13 protein-coding genes are annotated in these 16,199 nt (G+C 69.2%); 4 read left to right on the forward strand and 9 right to left on the reverse strand.

The genetic code is table 11. The annotated features are described in order from the left end of the window. The first annotated feature begins 187 nt into the window (after window positions 1–187). Both ACQP2H_RS05610 and ACQP2H_RS05615 read left to right on the forward strand, forming a co-directional pair. A complete protein-coding gene (locus tag ACQP2H_RS05610) occupies window positions 188–1,039 on the forward strand; it encodes a hypothetical protein (protein WP_433231430.1) in 852 nt (283 codons plus the stop codon). Next, window positions 1,036–3,273, forward strand: a complete 2,238-nt coding sequence (locus ACQP2H_RS05615) for a UvrD-helicase domain-containing protein (RefSeq protein ID WP_433231432.1) — start codon at window positions 1,036–1,038, stop codon at window positions 3,271–3,273. The genes ACQP2H_RS05610 and ACQP2H_RS05615 overlap by 4 nt, the downstream gene beginning before the upstream one ends. 281 nt (window positions 3,274–3,554) lie before the next feature. Here the strand turns inward: ACQP2H_RS05615 and ACQP2H_RS05620 are convergent, their stop codons facing one another. Continuing rightward, window positions 3,555–4,337: an inositol monophosphatase family protein gene (locus ACQP2H_RS05620; RefSeq protein WP_433231435.1), complete on the reverse strand. Its 783-nt coding sequence runs from the start codon at window positions 4,335–4,337 to the stop codon at window positions 3,555–3,557. Next, on the reverse strand, window positions 4,334–5,095 hold the full coding sequence (locus tag ACQP2H_RS05625) for a DUF5919 domain-containing protein (protein ID WP_433231438.1): 762 nt from the start codon (window positions 5,093–5,095) through the stop codon (window positions 4,334–4,336). The genes ACQP2H_RS05620 and ACQP2H_RS05625 overlap by 4 nt, the downstream gene beginning before the upstream one ends. A gap of 445 nt (window positions 5,096–5,540) precedes the next feature. Between ACQP2H_RS05625 and ACQP2H_RS05630 the strand changes: the two genes are divergently transcribed. Then, window positions 5,541–5,819 carry a hypothetical protein gene (locus tag ACQP2H_RS05630; RefSeq protein ID WP_433231440.1) on the forward strand — a complete coding sequence of 93 codons (279 nt, stop codon included), beginning with the start codon at window positions 5,541–5,543 and terminating at the stop codon, window positions 5,817–5,819. Beyond that, window positions 5,816–6,595, forward strand: a complete 780-nt coding sequence (locus ACQP2H_RS05635; RefSeq protein WP_433231443.1) for an FAD-binding oxidoreductase — start codon at window positions 5,816–5,818, stop codon at window positions 6,593–6,595. The genes ACQP2H_RS05630 and ACQP2H_RS05635 overlap by 4 nt, the downstream gene beginning before the upstream one ends. Window positions 6,596–6,684: 89 nt before the next feature. Here the strand turns inward: ACQP2H_RS05635 and ACQP2H_RS05640 are convergent, their stop codons facing one another. The 7 genes from ACQP2H_RS05640 to ACQP2H_RS05670 form a co-directional block, all read right to left on the reverse strand. Further along, window positions 6,685–7,518: an alpha/beta fold hydrolase gene (locus ACQP2H_RS05640; protein ID WP_433231446.1), complete on the reverse strand. Its 834-nt coding sequence runs from the start codon at window positions 7,516–7,518 to the stop codon at window positions 6,685–6,687. A gap of 1,159 nt (window positions 7,519–8,677) precedes the next feature. Further along, a complete protein-coding gene (locus ACQP2H_RS05645) occupies window positions 8,678–10,036 on the reverse strand; it encodes a hypothetical protein (RefSeq protein WP_433231448.1) in 1,359 nt (452 codons plus the stop codon). Window positions 10,037–10,039: 3 nt separating this feature from the next. Then, complete coding sequence (locus ACQP2H_RS05650; RefSeq protein WP_433231450.1) at window positions 10,040–11,398, reverse strand: OmpA family protein; 1,359 nt, start codon at window positions 11,396–11,398, stop codon at window positions 10,040–10,042. Further along, window positions 11,398–12,222, reverse strand: a complete 825-nt coding sequence (locus tag ACQP2H_RS05655) for a hypothetical protein (RefSeq protein WP_433231453.1) — start codon at window positions 12,220–12,222, stop codon at window positions 11,398–11,400. The genes ACQP2H_RS05650 and ACQP2H_RS05655 overlap by 1 nt, the downstream gene beginning before the upstream one ends. A gap of 11 nt (window positions 12,223–12,233) precedes the next feature. Further along, window positions 12,234–14,591 carry a hypothetical protein gene (locus tag ACQP2H_RS05660; RefSeq protein ID WP_433231456.1) on the reverse strand — a complete coding sequence of 786 codons (2,358 nt, stop codon included), beginning with the start codon at window positions 14,589–14,591 and terminating at the stop codon, window positions 12,234–12,236. After that, window positions 14,588–15,406, reverse strand: coding sequence for a hypothetical protein (locus ACQP2H_RS05665; protein WP_433231459.1), 819 nt, complete (start codon window positions 15,404–15,406; stop codon window positions 14,588–14,590). Before ACQP2H_RS05665 ends, ACQP2H_RS05660 begins: the two co-directional genes overlap by 4 nt. Window positions 15,407–15,490: 84 nt before the next feature. Further along, window positions 15,491–16,195, reverse strand: coding sequence for a Crp/Fnr family transcriptional regulator (locus ACQP2H_RS05670; RefSeq protein WP_219467611.1), 705 nt, complete (start codon window positions 16,193–16,195; stop codon window positions 15,491–15,493). Window positions 16,196–16,199 lie beyond the last annotated feature (4 nt).

Here is a 16,199-nt window from a genome sequence, read left to right on the forward strand (position 1 = left end):
AGGTCTCGTGGCCTCACCACTGTACCCAAGGTGCGCTGCCCGGCCAGAGAAGGCCGTGGCGTGATCAACCAGAGCCACCAGACCGAAGCCTCCGACTCGCCGACATCGGGTACCGACGAGCCGCGCGACGCGCCTAAACTGAAGCCGCTTCCGCCCGGCCGCAGGTACCGATGTCGGAGGTGCCGCGATGAATGAACCGCTGGAGAGGCAATTGACTGCACCATTCACGGAGTACCGAGAGGTCAGCGTCACGGATCCGTTACGGCAGGGCGATATCATCGAGGCGGTCGCCGCCGGCGCGTCCATGTGGCAGCGGCATCTGCTTGTCATTACTGCGGACTGCGACCTCGCATTCGCCAAGCATCAGGGTCGGGTGACGTGTGTACCTCTGCTGACGACTGATGAATATCTCATGGAGATGCAGATCCCCCGTCTTCGGGAGAAGTATAGCAAGAAGGCTATCGGGCTTCTGTGCAGCCTCATGCCGGAGGGCGCGCCAGCAGTCAGTGAAACGCGGCTCCGAGCCTGGTGTTCCGAGGCTGAACCCAACGAAATAGCTTCGTCTCTCGGCCTCAGTGGTCGCGATGCCGAAACCGTCAGCGCGGTTTTAACGAGCATTCGCTTTCTCGACTCTCCTGCGGGCTCTTTAAAAGAGGCCGTGGACGGTCTAGTTGAGGCTTTACTCGCGTTGCCGAACGCGCAGAAACGCGAGAAGATAGTTCAGCAGATTGTCAACGCACTTAAAGCACCTTACGCTCAGCCGCCGGGCGACGCGCTATTCCTCTCCGCTATCGCGCCAAGGCATGACCTCGGTTACTTCGTATACCTGCGACAGTTGGAGCAGGTATTGGAACCGGAAATCGCGATCGGCCCGACCAGAATTTTCGCACGCTATCGACGGATTTCGCGCTTGCAGGACCGATACGTTCACGCGCTCGCACAACGTTTCGCGCTGGTGTTCATGTCGATTGGCCTGCCTGTCGAATACGAGGAAATTCGCGACTTGCACTCTGAACTGCTGGGAGAAAACTTCCGATGAAGCCGCTCATCACCACCGTTCGCGCACTGAAGGAACTGGCGACGGATCTCTCGCCAGAGGCGATTTGGGCATCGCCGGCATTGGTTCAATTCGACGGCGGCTCCACAGAAGTGCTCGTGGCAGCTGATGACAAAATTGATGAGCAGCGCATTGTAATCATCCGGGATCAGCATTCGACCGACCGCTTCGTTCCTGACCACCTCGTCAATCTTCGCCGCGAGGTGCTTAGCCGCATTGCGTCATTCGCTGAGCGTGCACGTGCGAGTGGTTCACTCGTCCTACCCCGCGGCTGGAGTCAGTACAAGCATAACAAGCTTATATCGTTCTTCGCCGTAGCTGGCGCGAGAAGCGACGACCAGGCAAGCCGATGGATCGCCGAGGTAGTGCCGGGCGACAATCCCGATATTTTCCTCTGGGCTAACACCACCTCTCAGAACAAGGCAGTTCTTGAGGAATTCGAGTTGTCGAAGCCGGTCGTGCCCCGAGGTTGGGAAGCCGATTGGAAGGACGCGGTAACAGCCGCTATGGTCCGGATCTCGCAGGCGCAGCGAGCCCAACCTACCGCAGCTGACGTAGAAATTTTGCTGTCTCCACTGGAACAGTCTGCAACGAAAGGATGGTCATACGAGCAATGGCTAGAGTCTATTACTGATGACCAACGCTCCTTCATCGAGGCGGAGACAAACAGGTCGATTCGTTTGCGGGGACCTGCTGGCTCTGGCAAAACCTTGGCGCTGACGCTTAAAGCGACTCGTGAGGTGCTCCAAGCGCGAGAGACAGGTGAAGATCTTCGCGTGCTTATCGTGACACACAGTTGGTCGCTCGCTAGCGAGATCTCCGACTCGCTTGACTCAATGGGATTCGACCCCTTCAACGAGATCGACGTATTTCCGCTACTAGAGATCGCGAAGAATACTTCGCCGCAGTACGTCGACGACCAATCTGGGTTTGTGCTCGCCGGTGAGGACAGCTTCAGCGGTAAGCAAGCTCAGTTGGACGAAATCAATGACGTCCTCGACGATTTCATCTCTGGCGACTGGATAACTTACCGGGCTCGCACCACCGGAGACCTGCGGTCTAGGTTCGAATCCGACGCCTCGGACGTCCGGAGTGCTTTGGCCTGGGATCTCCTCGTCGAATTCGGCTCTGTGATAGGCGCCGCCGCCATTTTTCCGGGAGCAGGCGCGGAGTCACGGTATTGCCAACTTCCCCGGGCGGCATGGATGATGCCATTGAGGAATCAGGAGGATATGCGAGTCGTTTTTGCCATCTACACAAAGTACATGGAAAGCCTCGATGCGCGCGCTATGCTGACCTCGGACCAAGTGCTGTCCGACCTTCTAAGTCACCTCGAGACGCATGCGTGGAACCGTGCACGACGGACTCAGGGCTATGACCTGATATTTGTTGACGAGTTCCACCTCTTCAGCCCGCTGGAACGCCAGGTTCTCCATTATCTAGCGCGCGACGTTAGTCACTATCCGCGAGTCTTTATGGCGGTTGATCCTAGACAGTCGCCGTCTGAGGCCTTTATTGGGGTGGCAGCGGACGAGACATGGTCGTCGTCGGCTGTGATCGAAGATGGAATCGGTGACATCACTAATTTTGAACTGACGACGGTTCATCGCTTCACGCCCGAGATTTTGAATCTGATCAAGCATGTCCACCACGAGTTCCCAACTCTCGAACTTGGTAAGGATTGGCACGTCGACCTGAGTAAAGTCGAATCGGTGCAGCACCCAGGTCCGATTCCACTGTTGAGCGTGGCTGCCTCCCGGTCCGGAGAGGAGAATGACATCGTTAAGGCAGTGCACCAACTGTATCCGACAGCGCGACTTGCTCTAGCGATTGTCGACAGTAGGCAGTGGGGAAGGTATAGTGATCTTGCCTCACGCATAGGCAATTCGCCAAAGTTTCACGTGTCTACCATCTCGGGAAGGTCGGATATTGACGGTATCGGCTATCGTCGCCGCGGCCTCGTGGCCGGTTCCGCCGAATATCTCGCCGGACTCCAGTTCGATGTCGTCCTTGTTGCGGGGATTCCAGATATGCAGATTGCGAGAATGACGCCCAACGAGCGCACTCGCATTCTGTCGCTCCTGTACCTCGCTCTAAGCCGCGCTCAGCGAGAGGTTTACGTCTTCGTGAACGAGGACGACGGTGGCGTAACTGATGTCTTGGCCAGGGCTGTTGCTAACGGTGTCATGTTGAAGGAGCGTGGTAGTCTTGTCTGAACATCGCTATCCGTCGGAGTCATCGCCTCTAGAATGCGCGCCTATGATGGAAAAGACTTGGGTTGGCTCGTCCGCTTCAGGGGAAGCTGAATATTCCTGGACGGCCTTGCATCTGGATCCGGGGTGTTTTGAATCGTGGTAGCTCATGCCCGCAGGGTGCCTAGACGTGCCGATGAGTGGTGCGTCTTCGTTGGCATCTGATGGGGATCACGTGCGCGGTTTTTGTGTACGATTTCGATATTCGCTACTGTAATGACTGATGCCGCCAGTCAATTGCGCGACTAGCCTGCGCAGACCAGCGTCAGTACTTCTTCAACCAGGCGAGGAGTTACGCCGAGGGTCATGGACGAGCGCGGGCAGTGACTGCTTCCGTCACTGTCGACGACAGATGCACCCGCCTCCCGAGCGATCGCTGTTCCGCCCGTCATGTCCCACGGATGATTGGATAGGGTAATCGCCGCGTCGATCCGGCCTTCGGCGAGCCAGGCCAAATCCAAGGCGGCGGTCCCGGTCATCCGCACTCGCTGCACTGCCTCGGCCAGCCGTTCCGTCAAAGCGAGCCGTGCCTGGTTCTTGGAGGCGGCGTCCGGGCCGACGGCATAGTCACCGATCGCCACCACAGCGTCGCTCAGCCTGTTGGTACGGCTCGCCCGGATGGGTTTGCCGTTAACTGTCGCGCCGTTGCCACGGGCAGCGGCGTATCGGTTGCCCAGAAAGGGTGCCTCGATGACGCCGACGACTGCGTCATCCCCGTGCAGTAGCCCCAGCGACACCGCGCACAGCGGAATACCGCGTACGAAGTTGGCCGTCCCGTCGATCGGGTCGAGTACCCACTGCATCTCGCCCGTCGCCTGGATGCCGTCCTCCTCGCCCAGAAAGCCGATCTCGGGAGTGGCGGCCTGGAGGAAGGCCCGAACCTCGCGCTCGATCTCGTAGTCGAGTTGCGACGCGAAATCCCGCTCACCCTTGGCGGTGAGGGGACCGGGGGGGCGGTGCCGCATCATCTCGGCTGCCCGTGCCACTGCCTCCTCAGCCACCGGAAGCAGGTGTCGGTAGTCGTTCACAACTGCCGCCCACGCTGCCACTGCGCCTCGAAGAACTGCTCGAAGATCGGATACAGACAGGACCGGTCTTCCTGCCGTCTGACCACGAAGGTCGGGGAATCGACCCCTCGGCTCACCGGCAGGTACGGCTGTGCCACACAGAGGTCATCCGCCAGCACCACGTTGAAGCGGAGCGTGTCGTCGTAGACGGCCAGTTCCAGATGATCGCGTTGTCCTTCCGGCAGCCGCCCCCGGACCCGCATCAATGTCTCGATGTTCAGCTTGGTCAGCCCGGAGAGCTGGCCTGGTGAGAATCCTTCCTCCGCCTCGCGTGCCTGGACGGCGGACCCTGCGGGATCAAGGAACAGGCAGCGGGCTCGTCCACCTGCACCGAGCAGGTCACGCCACTGGCTGTCCGCGAAGCCCTGGGCCAGCAGGTTGAGCGAGAGCCCGACGGCGCGAACCGTCGTCGCGCTGCCCAGAAGATGGTCGGGCGAGATCTGGGTGGAGAACTCCGAGCGGCTCGAAAAGACGGCGACGAGGTCACCGAGTTGCGTCGCGTCGCTGACCGGCGGATCAGGCGTATCGGTGGGGAATGGCGCTGTGGCTCGCAGTGCGGCCGTGAAGCGGTCCCGCGCCTCCGCCGGAGCCTTGCTCAGCGTGGTGTCGAGGGCCGATTGCATCTCAGGGCGTGGAGTCACTCCAGCGCCACCGGCTTCCCACTTGGACACCGTCCGCTCGGCCACGCCGAGACGTGACGCGAAGTCGCGGATGCTCATCCGGAGGGCGTGGCGGAGGGTCCTGCTCTCCTGACCGCTCCATCGCTGCACGGTCGTCATGGTGCCGCCTCAGCTCATGTCGAGTTAGGTCAACATGCACTGTATCGGCAGTTGGTGCAGCGCGGTGACCGTGCAGGTGCAGTCCGTGGTCATGTCATCGGTGACACCGCCCGACCAGGGTGGATGCATGGCCCGGGGCGGGTGCTGGGCTCCGGGGCGTGTCGACCCGAACGACGCGACCTCGTCCCCGCCCGCCCCGGTGCCCGTCACCCTTCCGCCGACGTACAGGGGGCGCAGACACCATGGACACCGCCACAACAGATATTCCCGTCCCCGCCGCCGACGAGGAGGTGGACGGGCCGCACAGAGCGCCGCGCCACAGCGAGCACGCCCCGTGCCTGCTGTCCGATCGTGCGCAGGCCACGCCCGAGCAGGGTGGACAGGCGTGACGCCGGAGGAGATCGTGCACCGGTGGCTGCGGCTGGTGACGGCGGACGCGGAGCTGTCGCCGTACCTCATCGGGGTGGATCGGGTTCGGCTGGCCGGGCACCTGACGGCGAGCGTGACCGCCGCGCTCGCCGGGGAGTCGGCGGACGCCTGGGCTGGGCTCGGCCTGTCCGAGGCGCAGCATCGGCGCATCGGTGACTACCTGGTCGGGGTGTGCTGGGCGGCGGACCTGCCCGAGGAGCGGATCGCCCAGGTGCGCCGGGCGGTGACCCGATGAGCGCCGCCCACCACCCGCCACTGGACGGATCTGTCGTCCCGGTGGAGATGGCGCGGGCCGGCGACTGCGCTGAGCTGGCGGTGTGGGCCGGTGGCGGCGTGCCGGCCAGGGTGATCGGTCACGACCGGCCGTGCCCCGGCATCGCCATCCTGACCCTCCGCCCGTGGGCGCGGGTGCGGTACCGCCCCGGCCAGGCCGTTCCCGTCCGAACCCCACGCCACCCCGGCCAGTGGCGCTGGTTCTCCCCGGCCAACGCCCCGCGCCCCGACGGCACCATCGAACTGCACGTCCGTGCCACCGGCACCGTCTCGGCCAGCCTCGTCGACGAGGTACGCCCCGGCGAGCTGCTGCACCTCGGTCTGCCCCGCGACACCGGCCTGCACCTGCGCGACGGTGACCTGCTGCTGGTGGCCGGCGGCACCGGCCTGGCCCCGCTGCGCGCCCTGGTCGAACAGGTCGCCGCCGCCCCCGACGGCCGCCGGGTCACCCTCATCGTCGCCGCCCGCACCTTCATCGAGCTGTACGACCCAATCGCCCTCGACAAGCTCCAGCAGGCCCACGACTGGCTGACCATCGTGCCCGTCTTCTCCGACGACCCGCACGCCGCATCGGCCGAGCAGGGCGACGCGCTCACCTTCGCCCTACGCCACCATCAACCCCACTATCAGGTGTACGTCTGCGGCCCACCCGCCATGCTCGCCGACGCCCGCCGCTGGCTACCCCTGGCCGGTGTACCCGCCGACCGCCTCCACCTGCCCGACCCGGCGGACCCGTGATCGTGCCGGCGTACCGTTGCGGAACGTGCCTGCGCTCGGCGGGCCGGTCGCGGCGTGGTACGTCCGCCGGGCCACCGGTGTGGCGTCGGTCAGCGCGGCGAACCCGTCGCGGACTGCGCGAGGAAGTCGGCGATCAACGCCGGCCACCCCTCGACCTCCCTGCGGGTGGCGGCCACCCGGAACGTCGAACCCGGGATCAGCTCGTGCAGGCGCTCGCCGGTGGCGACGGGATGCGTGGGGTCGTCCGCCCACGACAGGATGAGCACCGGGACGCGCAGGCGCGCGATCGCCTCCGCAGCGGGCAGGTCGGAGGTCGCCACACCGCGCAGGACCGTGGGTAGGAACTCCTCCGTGATGCGTGGCGTCAGCGGGGGACCGTCCCGCATGATCGCGGGGGTGGCCGCCGCCTGCACGGTGCCCATCATCGAGTCGAGACCGTCGCGCTCGATCGCGGCGGCGAGACTGCGGTACGCATCGCCCTGCCCGGCCCGCGCCTGCCATGCCGTCGGCGGCGCGGTCAGCACCAGGGCGTCGAACCGGTCCGGCTCCCGGGTCGCCGCGTGCAGCAGCGTCGCGGTCCCCATCGACGTGCCGATGCCGGCGACCGGACGGGTGGGCGACCACTGCCCGATGAGCTCCAACAGGTCGGCCGCGAGCACCCGGTACGCATAGTCCCCGGGATCGAGCGAGCCGTCGGAGCGGCCGTGACCACGGGCGTCGTACCGCACCAGAGTGCGCACCTCGGTCACGGGGGTCAGGTCGAGCACCCCGCCGGGGCCTGCCAACGAGTCGCGATCCTGGCTCAACGCGTGCGCGTAGACGGCCAGCGGACCGGTGCCGGCGCGCGTCCACGCGGCGCGGGCGTCGCGCACCGTCGTCGAGCCCTCGTTGCTGGCTGCTGCGTCCTGAGCCAAGATGACCATGCCCTCTTCTTCCCCGTGCCGCACCGATCCCACCCCGATTCTGCCGGTCATCGGGTGCCGGGTCCGGCACCCCCACCCGTGGCGATCGTCTCCAGCAGTCGGGCTGCACGCTCCGCCGGGTCGCTGCTGCCGGTCTCGCCGCGCAGTTCCCGGGCCCACCTCGCGAACGACGGGTCGCCGAGGACCCGGCGCACCCCGTCGCGCCGCCGAAACCGCCGTTCGTCACCACCACCGAGGCGTACGGGAACAGCGCCCCGAACGGCAGGTACGCGGCGGCCCGGGTGTTCGCCGGCAGCGGACCCAGCACCTCGGGATCGGCGCCCGCGCTCAACGCCACCACCAGCACGTCCAACCCGGCCAACCCGGCCAGCGCCGGCCGGACCAACTCGTCGAGGTCGGTGGCGAGGGTGCCCTGGGTGACCACCACGACCGGGCGGTCCCCGCGCGTCACCTCGTCCCACCACACCGGCGGCTCCCAGTCGGCGGGCGCGGTCACCCGTGGGGCACCGAGGTAGTGGACGTAGTCCGGCAGGTCACTGCGCGGGTAGTCGAAACCGCGCGGCGACATGTGCAGGTAGGCGGCGGGCGGCGCGGCGATCTCCATCGGCGTCCGGCCTGCCGGCGGGAGCCCGATCCGGGCCCGCTGCGCGTCCATCAGCCCGATCGAGAAGCCGAAGACCAGCCGCCGTACCAGCGCGTTGAGGGTCCTGTTGCGCAGCCGGCCGAGCGGGCCGGACATCGGTGCCATGCCCAGCCCGAACGGGGCGAGGTCCACGCTCGGGAACGGCAGCACGCTGGTGGCGCCGGTGTGCGGCAGCTTGCGCCTGCTTCTGGGCGCGCACCTGTCGCGCGTGTGCCCGCTGCATCTCCTGAAGGATGCCCACGTGAGTCCTATGTGTTGCGATGGATGACGGAGCCGACACCATGGCCAGTAAGCGACTGATCGGACACCCTGCGCATCCGCCACCAGGCGCGCGGGGGCGTCAGATGACTGTTTGCTCCCGGCTTGGCAACCAGTACGGTCCGATGACCGACAGGATTCACCGGCGTGCGATGACCGTGGTGGATGTCCTTCCACCGCACAACCGCCCAGGCTGTGACCCGCTCCGATCCGCAAGGGCCGGTGGGGTGAACCCACCGGCCCTCAACGGAACCGCCGTCAGTGTCGACCGGTGGCCGGGCCCCCATCAGTCGGGTCCGGCCAGGGGTCGACGGTCGCGGCGTCGAGCTGCGCGTTGAGCTGCTCGGTCAGCGCCGTCTGCTCCGCACTGAGCATCTCGGGCCGGTGCCGGTCGAGCAGGTCCTGCGTCACCCGCAGCGTCTCCAGCCGCAGCGACGGGCCGGTCAGCCCCGCGAACAGGGCGCGGGCCGACGCGTCGGCGTCTGCGGAGGTGACGAAGCCGGGGGCGACCATGCCGGTGAGTCCGTGCCGGGCCCGCCCCTCGGCGATCTCGGTCCAGGCGTCGGTCATGTGCCGCCAGACGCCGGTCACCGCGTCCTCCACCGCCAGGTGCAGCTCCTGCCAGGCCTTCTCGTGCTTGGCCAGCTGCCTCTCCGATGTGGCCTTGAGCCGGTCGTAGCGTCGCGTGACGTCCCGTCGGCGCAGGCCCACCCGCTTCGCCCGGTCGGCGGCGGGGTTGTGCGCGCCGGCCTTGAACGCGATGGCCGACACGCTGAGCAGCACCAGCAGACCGACCAGCGGCCACTGGAGGTCGGAGTCGAGCAGGTGGCTGCCGCGCAGCCAGGCCCACACCGCCAGCACCCCGACCACCAGCGCGGCGAAGCTCACCGGCAGCACCCAGCTCGGCCAGGGCAGCTCGCCCGGCTGCCGCTCCTCGTCCTCCGGGCGCCACATCACGAAGACCCGGCGGAGCAGGATGCGCCATCCCAGCTGTCGCCGCCAGCGCCGCCGTTCGGCCCTGGCCCGGTGCCGGAACAGCGGTTCTCCCAGCCAGTAGCCGGCGAGGGTGAGCGCCATGAAGATCCCGAGTCCCGGCAGGAACGCCACCCAGTATTCGACGGACCCGCCGCTGTCGAGGGCATCGCGGAACGACTCGGCGAGGAAGACCGTGTCGTAGACCGCGCTGAGCAGGATCACCGTCCACACGAACAACGGACGCTGCCAGCCCGGACGGTGCCGTCGGTCCTCGACGCCGTCGGTGGCGTGCTCGCGTCGGACCGTCCGGTCCTGGTGTGCCGCCGCGCCGAGTTCCCGCTCGGCGAGCAGCACCTCCAGCCGGTGCAACCCCAGCTTCGCCTGGTGCCAGGCGTCGACCATCTGGTCGCCCGCCGTCTTCAACCGACTGTGGTACGCCGTCAGCGCCTCCTCCGCGTCGGCCTTGGCCTGGACCAGGCGGGCCGACTCGGTGTGCGACAACTGGTCCGGCCGGTACGGCTCCGGCGTGGCGACCGGCTCGGCGAGCCGGGTCGCGCCGAGGGTCAGCAGCGGGGGGCACTGCACTGAGGGGTAGCGGCGGCCGTTGCCGCCGTCGTCGTGGCGTACGAGATTGTCGGTCATCGCTCATCCGCTCCCTGTGCTGATCACGATCTCGACCCTTCGGTTGCGCTGCAGGCAGCCCTCGTCCCAGGTGCCGCCCGGCCGCTGCTCGGTCAGGCAGATCCGGCCGTTCTCCCCGGCGCCCCGGGTGACCGGCGTCGGCAGTCCCAGCGTGCGCAGGGCCGCGCCGACGGCGGCGGCCCGCCGCTCGGACAGGTCCTGGTTGTAGCGGTCGCTGCCGCGCGAGTCGGTGTAGCCGACGACCTCGATCCGGGTCACCCGGTCCTCGCCGATCTCCTTCCTGATCTGCCCGAGCCGGGCGATCCCGGCCGGCCCCACCTCGTCGGAGCCGGTGGCGAACAGCGCGGCCGACGGCACCGGCCAGACGGTTCCCTCCGGCTCCGGCAGCGGCGGTCCCCCCTCGGGACGGAAACTGACAGGTGGGTCGGTGGGCGGCTGGCCGGCCCCGCCCCCGGTTCCCCCGGACCGCACGGCCACCGGGGCGGTGGAGACCTCGCAGGAGGCCGCCTGGGCCGCCGCGCAGAGCCGTCGCCAGTATTGCCGCAGCCAGGCCAGCTGCCCGGTCTCCGGAATCGGGTGGCCCTCGGCGGGATGCCCCACCCCGAGCATCACCAGGTGGTTTCCGGCCAGCTCGGTGGGCCATCCGGTGCGCGCCGGGCAGTCCCGGACGGCGGCTTCGATCATCCCCGCCCCACCGGCCGGGGCCCGGCTGAGGTCGGTGCAGCCGACGGTGCCCAACCCGTCCGTGGCGATCACCACCGTCCGGCGGGCTTCGCCTGCGGGGGCGGTCTGTCCACCGGCGACACCCAACGCGCCCAGGATGTCCGTGCCGTCGGTACGGGCCGGCATCCGCGCCGCCTCGCTCGCCGACCTGCGCAGGCAGGACTTGGTCTTCTCGCGTTCCAGCCGCTGGTTGTTGGGTCGCTCGCTGGTGGGTGCGGTCACCCGGTCGCGTACCGCCCAGGCGACGGTGGACGCCGAGCCGTCGAAGGCGCCGATGGAGACCACGTCCCCACGGTCGACGGCGGCAGCCACCTGGGCTTCCACCTCCGCCGCCCAGTCCGGGGCCGACCCGGTTCCCCGGGTGGACGTCGAGACGTCCAGCAGCACGGCCGTGCGGCCCACCCCGGTCGGGACCGAAGACCCGGGGGCGGTCGCGCACGGGTCGTTCGGCGGCTCGGGCTCGCCACCGCATCCGGCGCCGAGGCCGAGCGCCGCGACGGTGACCGCCGCCAGCGCGACCCGGCCGAGCGCCGTGCCCCTGCTGAGCCCGGTGCCCCGGCCGGCCTTCCCGACCGGGCCGGGCCCGTCGATCCGACCGGACCCGTGGACGCGGTCGGGCCCGTCGATGCGGTCGGACATCATGACTCGGCCCCGGATGCGACCGCCGCGATCGGGAAGCCGCCCTCGTCGAGGTGCATCTGCCGGCGCAGCGTCTGCAGGGCCGCGTCGTAGGCGCTGGCGAACTCGTAGAGGCCGACGTTCTCGTGGTCCTTGCTGGCCTGACGCAGCACGTCGACCAGCTGCACCGCGCTCGCCCGCCGGTGGTTGACCAGGCTGGTGACCACGGCCGAGACGGCCGGATCGGCGAGCTGCGCGGCGTACGCCACCATCGCGTCGTGGCCGAGGGTGTCGAACAGTTGCTGCCAGCGTCGCGCCACCTGCTCGAACCGGTCGGCGCGCAGCAGGGCCAGGGTGGTGTTCGCCTCGACGTCGAGTTTGCGCTGCTCGAACGGCAGCAGGTGGTCGCGGACCCGGGGGTCGGGCAGCACCCGCACCTTGGCCCGGCACCGCACCATGCCGGCGGCGCCCCGGTAGCACCACTGCGGGTTGAGCGCCTCCTGGATCGCCTGCTCCGCCTCCACCGACTGGTAGGGCGAGAAGTTCCGCGCCACCTCCCAGATCCGCTCCCGGACGGTGTCCCGGGCGCTGGCGGTGAACTCACCCGCCTCGGCGACGAGGTCGTGGTAGGGCAGGAAGGCGGACCAGACCAGGGTGGTGTGCACCTGGAACTCGTAGACGTCACCCTGGCAGAGCGCGGTCAGCAGGGTGCTGTCGTCGGTCGGTTGGTAGGTGATCTCGTCGTCCCTGGTGACCTGCCCCCGTGGGGTGCCACGGAACCAGTCGACCAGCCGACGCCACAGACTGCGTCGGGCGACGGTACGGCCGGATGTCGAGATGCTCACGGGTTGCCTCCTCAGGTGGGCTGTGACGGAGCGGTGGTGGCCCCGCCGACGGCGGCGATGCCGGGCGGGGCGAGCAGGCGGCGGGCGGTGGCCGACTGCCGGGACCAGTCGCGCAGATAGAAGCGGCTGCGCCCGACCAACCGGCCGACGAACACCTCGGAGAACAGGGCGACCAGCTGGTCGCCCAGCACCGGGTCCTCGTCGGCCAGCACCGGCCCCTCGTCGGCCAGCACCGGCCCCTCGTCGGCCAGTTGCAGCCAGGCGTGCAGCAGCTTCCAGGCCCGGGGAGCGGTGGTCGGGTCGCCGAGCGCGCCCCGCCACAGCCCGGCCAGTTCCGTGGGTTCGGGCGTGAAGCCCTCGACGGCGGTCAGCAGCAGCGGCCAACCCTCGTGCGGGGCCCGACCGGCGAGCCGTCCCAGCAGGGTCATGCCCCGGGCGGCGTGGACCCGCAGCCGGTGCAGTTTCTCGTCGTTCCAGTCGACAAGCGTGCGCCAGGTCTCCTCGGGGGCGACGGGGTAGAGGTCCGTCAGCGCCCGCGCCACCGAGGCGCTGCCGTTGAGGTCGTCCCGGCTGGCCAGGGTGCGCAGCTCCCGCAGGGTGTCGGCAGGGGCGAGGCGGCCGATGCGGGTGCTGTAGACGCGGGCGGCGGTGTCGTGCAGCATCGGGTTGGCGCTGCGTACCCAACCGAGCACCCGGCCCTGGATGCGGGCGACGAGCCGGTCGTCGTACGCCGCGACGTGCAGCGCCCAGGCGGCGGCCTGCCGCCCGGTGCCCCGTTCGTCGGCCGCCCACTGCCGGAGCATCCCGTTGCAGACCTCGTCGAAGTCGTACGTGGCGAGCCAGCCGGTGATCTGCGCGGCCCGCCGCCGGACCTCGTCGCGGCGGGTGAAGACCAGCTCCTCCAGCCAGACCAGCAGCGGCAACCGGACGCCGTCGAAGTCGTGCCACACCACGTCGAGGACGTCGAAGAGCAGACGGGGGTCGGCGAGCCGGGCCCGGCGGGGCTGCTCGCCGGTCTCGGCCGCCGCGAGGGGGGACTCACCGCCCCAGGCGTGCAGCATCTGGTCGACGCCGCCGTCGAACACCACCCGGAGCGGCCGTTCGGCGCCGCTCTCCACCGCCTGGAGGATGCCCAGCAACAACTCGCTGGCGTCGAAGACGTCGGCCAACGGGAGGTCGTGCAGGGCCGCGTAGGCGATCTGGAACGCCTGCCGGCGCGGGGCCGCCTGCGGGTCCTCCAGGGCTTTCTCCGCGCTGTCCTGCTTGAGCAGGCGGGCGACCACGTCGCGGCGACGGCGACGCAGCCCGCCCAGGGCGATGCCCAGCTCCTCGTCGACCCCGCTCCAGCCGGCCAGCGACTGGGCGAGTTCGACGGTCTGCCGGGGGCGGGGGTGCGCGGCCAGCTCGGTGGCGATCCCGTCGTGCGCCACGCACCGCTCGATGAACTCCCCCCAGCAGTCGCCGATGCACGCGGCGCAGTTGCCGGCGCAGCCCCGCTGCCGCAGCAGCAGGCGCCGCAGGTGCCGGCGGAGCACGTTCTCCGGCGGCGGCGGGGTGTAGTCGACGGTGTGCTGGGTGAGGGTCGGGTCGGCGGTGTAGCCGTGTCCGTCGAGGATCACCACGTAGGCCGAGTCGGTGCGGGCGAGCAACTCGAAGGCGCGCAGGGTGCCGATCGTCACCGCCTCGCTGGCCGGCAGCTCCAGCACCGTGCCGTGGTCCTTGAGCAGCAGCCCCTCCTGCCGGGCCAGCTGGGTGAGGGTCACCTCGGGGTCCTCGATGCCGACCACCCGGTCGAGCCCGACGACGTGCCGCAGCATCAGCTCGGCGGTGGTCCGCCGACCGGTGCCGACGCCGCCGCGCAGGACGACGACCCGCTTGTCCCGGAGGCGCTTGAGGGCGTCGCCGAAGCCGTCCACCATCACCGAGGTGTGATCCGTCTCCAGCAGTTCGGCCCTGGTGCGCTGGGACCGCAGGAGGGTGATCCGACGCCCGTCGGGGAGCTGGATGTTGATGAGCACGGCGTGGTCGCCGTAGACGGTCTGCCCGACGTTGGAGAACACCGGGTCGGGTCCGGTGCCGCCGCGCAACGGGTCGTCGGCGTGGCGCCAGCTCTCGTCCTTGCCGCCGGAGTCGCCGGGGTCGGGCTTCGCGCCGGACGCGCGGAGCTGGTCCATCCGGTTGCGGGTGTCGCCCCGCCCGGGGCCGGACGGGTCCGGCGCAGGGGAGCGACCGGGCTGTTCGGCGGGGGCCGGCGCGGCGGCCTCACCGGGGTCGGGCGACGACTTCTCCTCCGCGACGGGGTGGTCCCGCGGGCCGTCGTTCGCCGCGGTGTTCTCCTCGTCGCCGGTGGCCGGCGTGTCGGTGGTCATGCCGATCCTCCTCCCTTGCTGATCGGGCCGTGGTTGGTCACGGTCGCGTGGTCGCCGTAGACGATCTGTCCCAGGTTGTCGCCCTGCTGGCGGGCGTCGTGGTTGCGGTGGGTGCCGGCGGCCTGCCGGGCCAGGCGGGCCAGGTCCCGTGGGTCGCCGGCCGGTGCGGGCGCGGACCGGTCGTGGGTCTGCGACGTTTCGGGCTCGTCGGCCGCCGCGCTGACCGCCGGTGGCGGCTGGGACGGCAGGTGGAGCCAGGCGTGGGCCTGGAACGTCTTGTCCGGCACCACCGCGCGGACGGACCGGAACATCCACGGCTCCATGCCGAGGGCGTTGGCCGGTACGACCCGGCGGTAGACCTCGTCGGAGACGACCGCCACCACCGGCGCGGCCGGCACCGCGACCGCCGCCTCCCGGCTGGCGCCGCAGTCGCGTAGCCGGGCCGCGTCGACGATCGCGTCGCCGCCCCGGGGCACGCCTGCGGTGTCGACGCTCACGTCTCCGCAGTCGATGCCGACCCGCAGCCGGAGCAGGTGGTCGGGGTGCTTGTTGCGGTTGTGGTCGAGGATCTCCTGTCGCAGCTGGGGCAGCAGACCGGCGAGGACCCAGGCGATCGGCACGTCGGCCGGAACGAGGATGAGTTCCCCGTCGCCGCGCTCGCGACGGATCCAGCGGCCCGGGTAGGGGCACCGGTGCTCGATCCGGCCGACTATCTGCTCCACCGTGGTCGCCAGATCGGACTGACGCGGGTATCCGCCCGCGCTGGAATTGACGATGTCCAACGAGACGACGGTCCAGTGTCGTGGAAGTTCCATGGCGATTGTTCGTCCTTTTCAACTGAGGGGTGGGTCGGTTTCGACTCTGCGGCGGGAATTGTGAAACCGGCTAGTTGATCTACATCAGGTGATGGGGTCGGCCGCCGAATCGGCGAACCGTCCCAACCCGACCTCGTCGACGATCACGATCGAGCCGTGCCGGGTCACCAGCAGGCCCAGGTGCGCCAACCGGCGCAACGCCCGGTGCACCGAGATCTGCGACGCGCCGACCAGTTGGGCCAGCTCCCGTTGGGTGGTGGGGGCGACCAGTTCGTCGTCCACCAGGACCGTCAGATCGGCCAGCACGGCGGCGACCCGGGTGGTCGTGTCGAACGACGCGGTGACGGTCCGCTTGTCGGCCGCCCGGAGCCGATCGGCCAGCAACCGGGCGAAGGACCGGTGTGCCGTCGGATGCCGCCGCAGGTAGTCGTCGAACGCCTCAGCCGGGATGCGGCGGACCACCACCGGCCCGACGGCGACCACCGAGGCCGACCGGGGGCCGTCGTCGAGATAGGACAGCTCACCGACCAGGTCACCGGCGAACCGCAGCGCGATCCCCCGCGGCCCCTGTCGGCTGCCCTCGACCATGATCCGGGCCTGTCCGGTGGTCAGCAGCAGCAGGTGGCGACCCCGGTCGCCCTGCCGCAACAGGGCGTGCGCGGACGGGAACTCCTGCCGCCCGCCGATGCGCAGCAGGGCGGCCCGGTCGGCATCGGACAGCCGGCCGGCGAAACTCGTCCGCGACCACCAGGTGGACGTCCTGTTCGGTTCCTCGGTGTGGGAAGCCACCGGT

This window comes from Micromonospora sp. CA-248260 (assembly GCF_050942205.1).
Taxonomy (GTDB): domain Bacteria; phylum Actinomycetota; class Actinomycetes; order Mycobacteriales; family Micromonosporaceae; genus Micromonospora; species Micromonospora antibiotica.

Excerpts from the sequence above, each read along its gene's own strand:
- ACQP2H_RS05610 (WP_433231430.1), top strand. The coding sequence starts at position 188 with ATGAATGAACCGCTGGAGAGGCAATTGACTGCACCATTCACGGAGTAC.
- ACQP2H_RS05625 (WP_433231438.1), bottom strand. The coding sequence starts at position 5,095 with ATGAGCATCCGCGACTTCGCGTCACGTCTCGGCGTGGCCGAGCGGACG.
- ACQP2H_RS05645 (WP_433231448.1), bottom strand. The coding sequence starts at position 10,036 with ATGACCGACAATCTCGTACGCCACGACGACGGCGGCAACGGCCGCCGC.
- ACQP2H_RS05615 (WP_433231432.1), top strand. The coding sequence starts at position 1,036 with ATGAAGCCGCTCATCACCACCGTTCGCGCACTGAAGGAACTGGCGACG.
- ACQP2H_RS05650 (WP_433231450.1), bottom strand. The coding sequence starts at position 11,398 with ATGTCCGACCGCATCGACGGGCCCGACCGCGTCCACGGGTCCGGTCGG.
- ACQP2H_RS05665 (WP_433231459.1), bottom strand. The coding sequence starts at position 15,406 with ATGGAACTTCCACGACACTGGACCGTCGTCTCGTTGGACATCGTCAAT.
- ACQP2H_RS05660 (WP_433231456.1), bottom strand. The coding sequence starts at position 14,591 with ATGACCACCGACACGCCGGCCACCGGCGACGAGGAGAACACCGCGGCG.
- ACQP2H_RS05635 (WP_433231443.1), top strand. The coding sequence starts at position 5,816 with ATGAGCGCCGCCCACCACCCGCCACTGGACGGATCTGTCGTCCCGGTG.
- ACQP2H_RS05640 (WP_433231446.1), bottom strand. The coding sequence starts at position 7,518 with ATGGTCATCTTGGCTCAGGACGCAGCAGCCAGCAACGAGGGCTCGACG.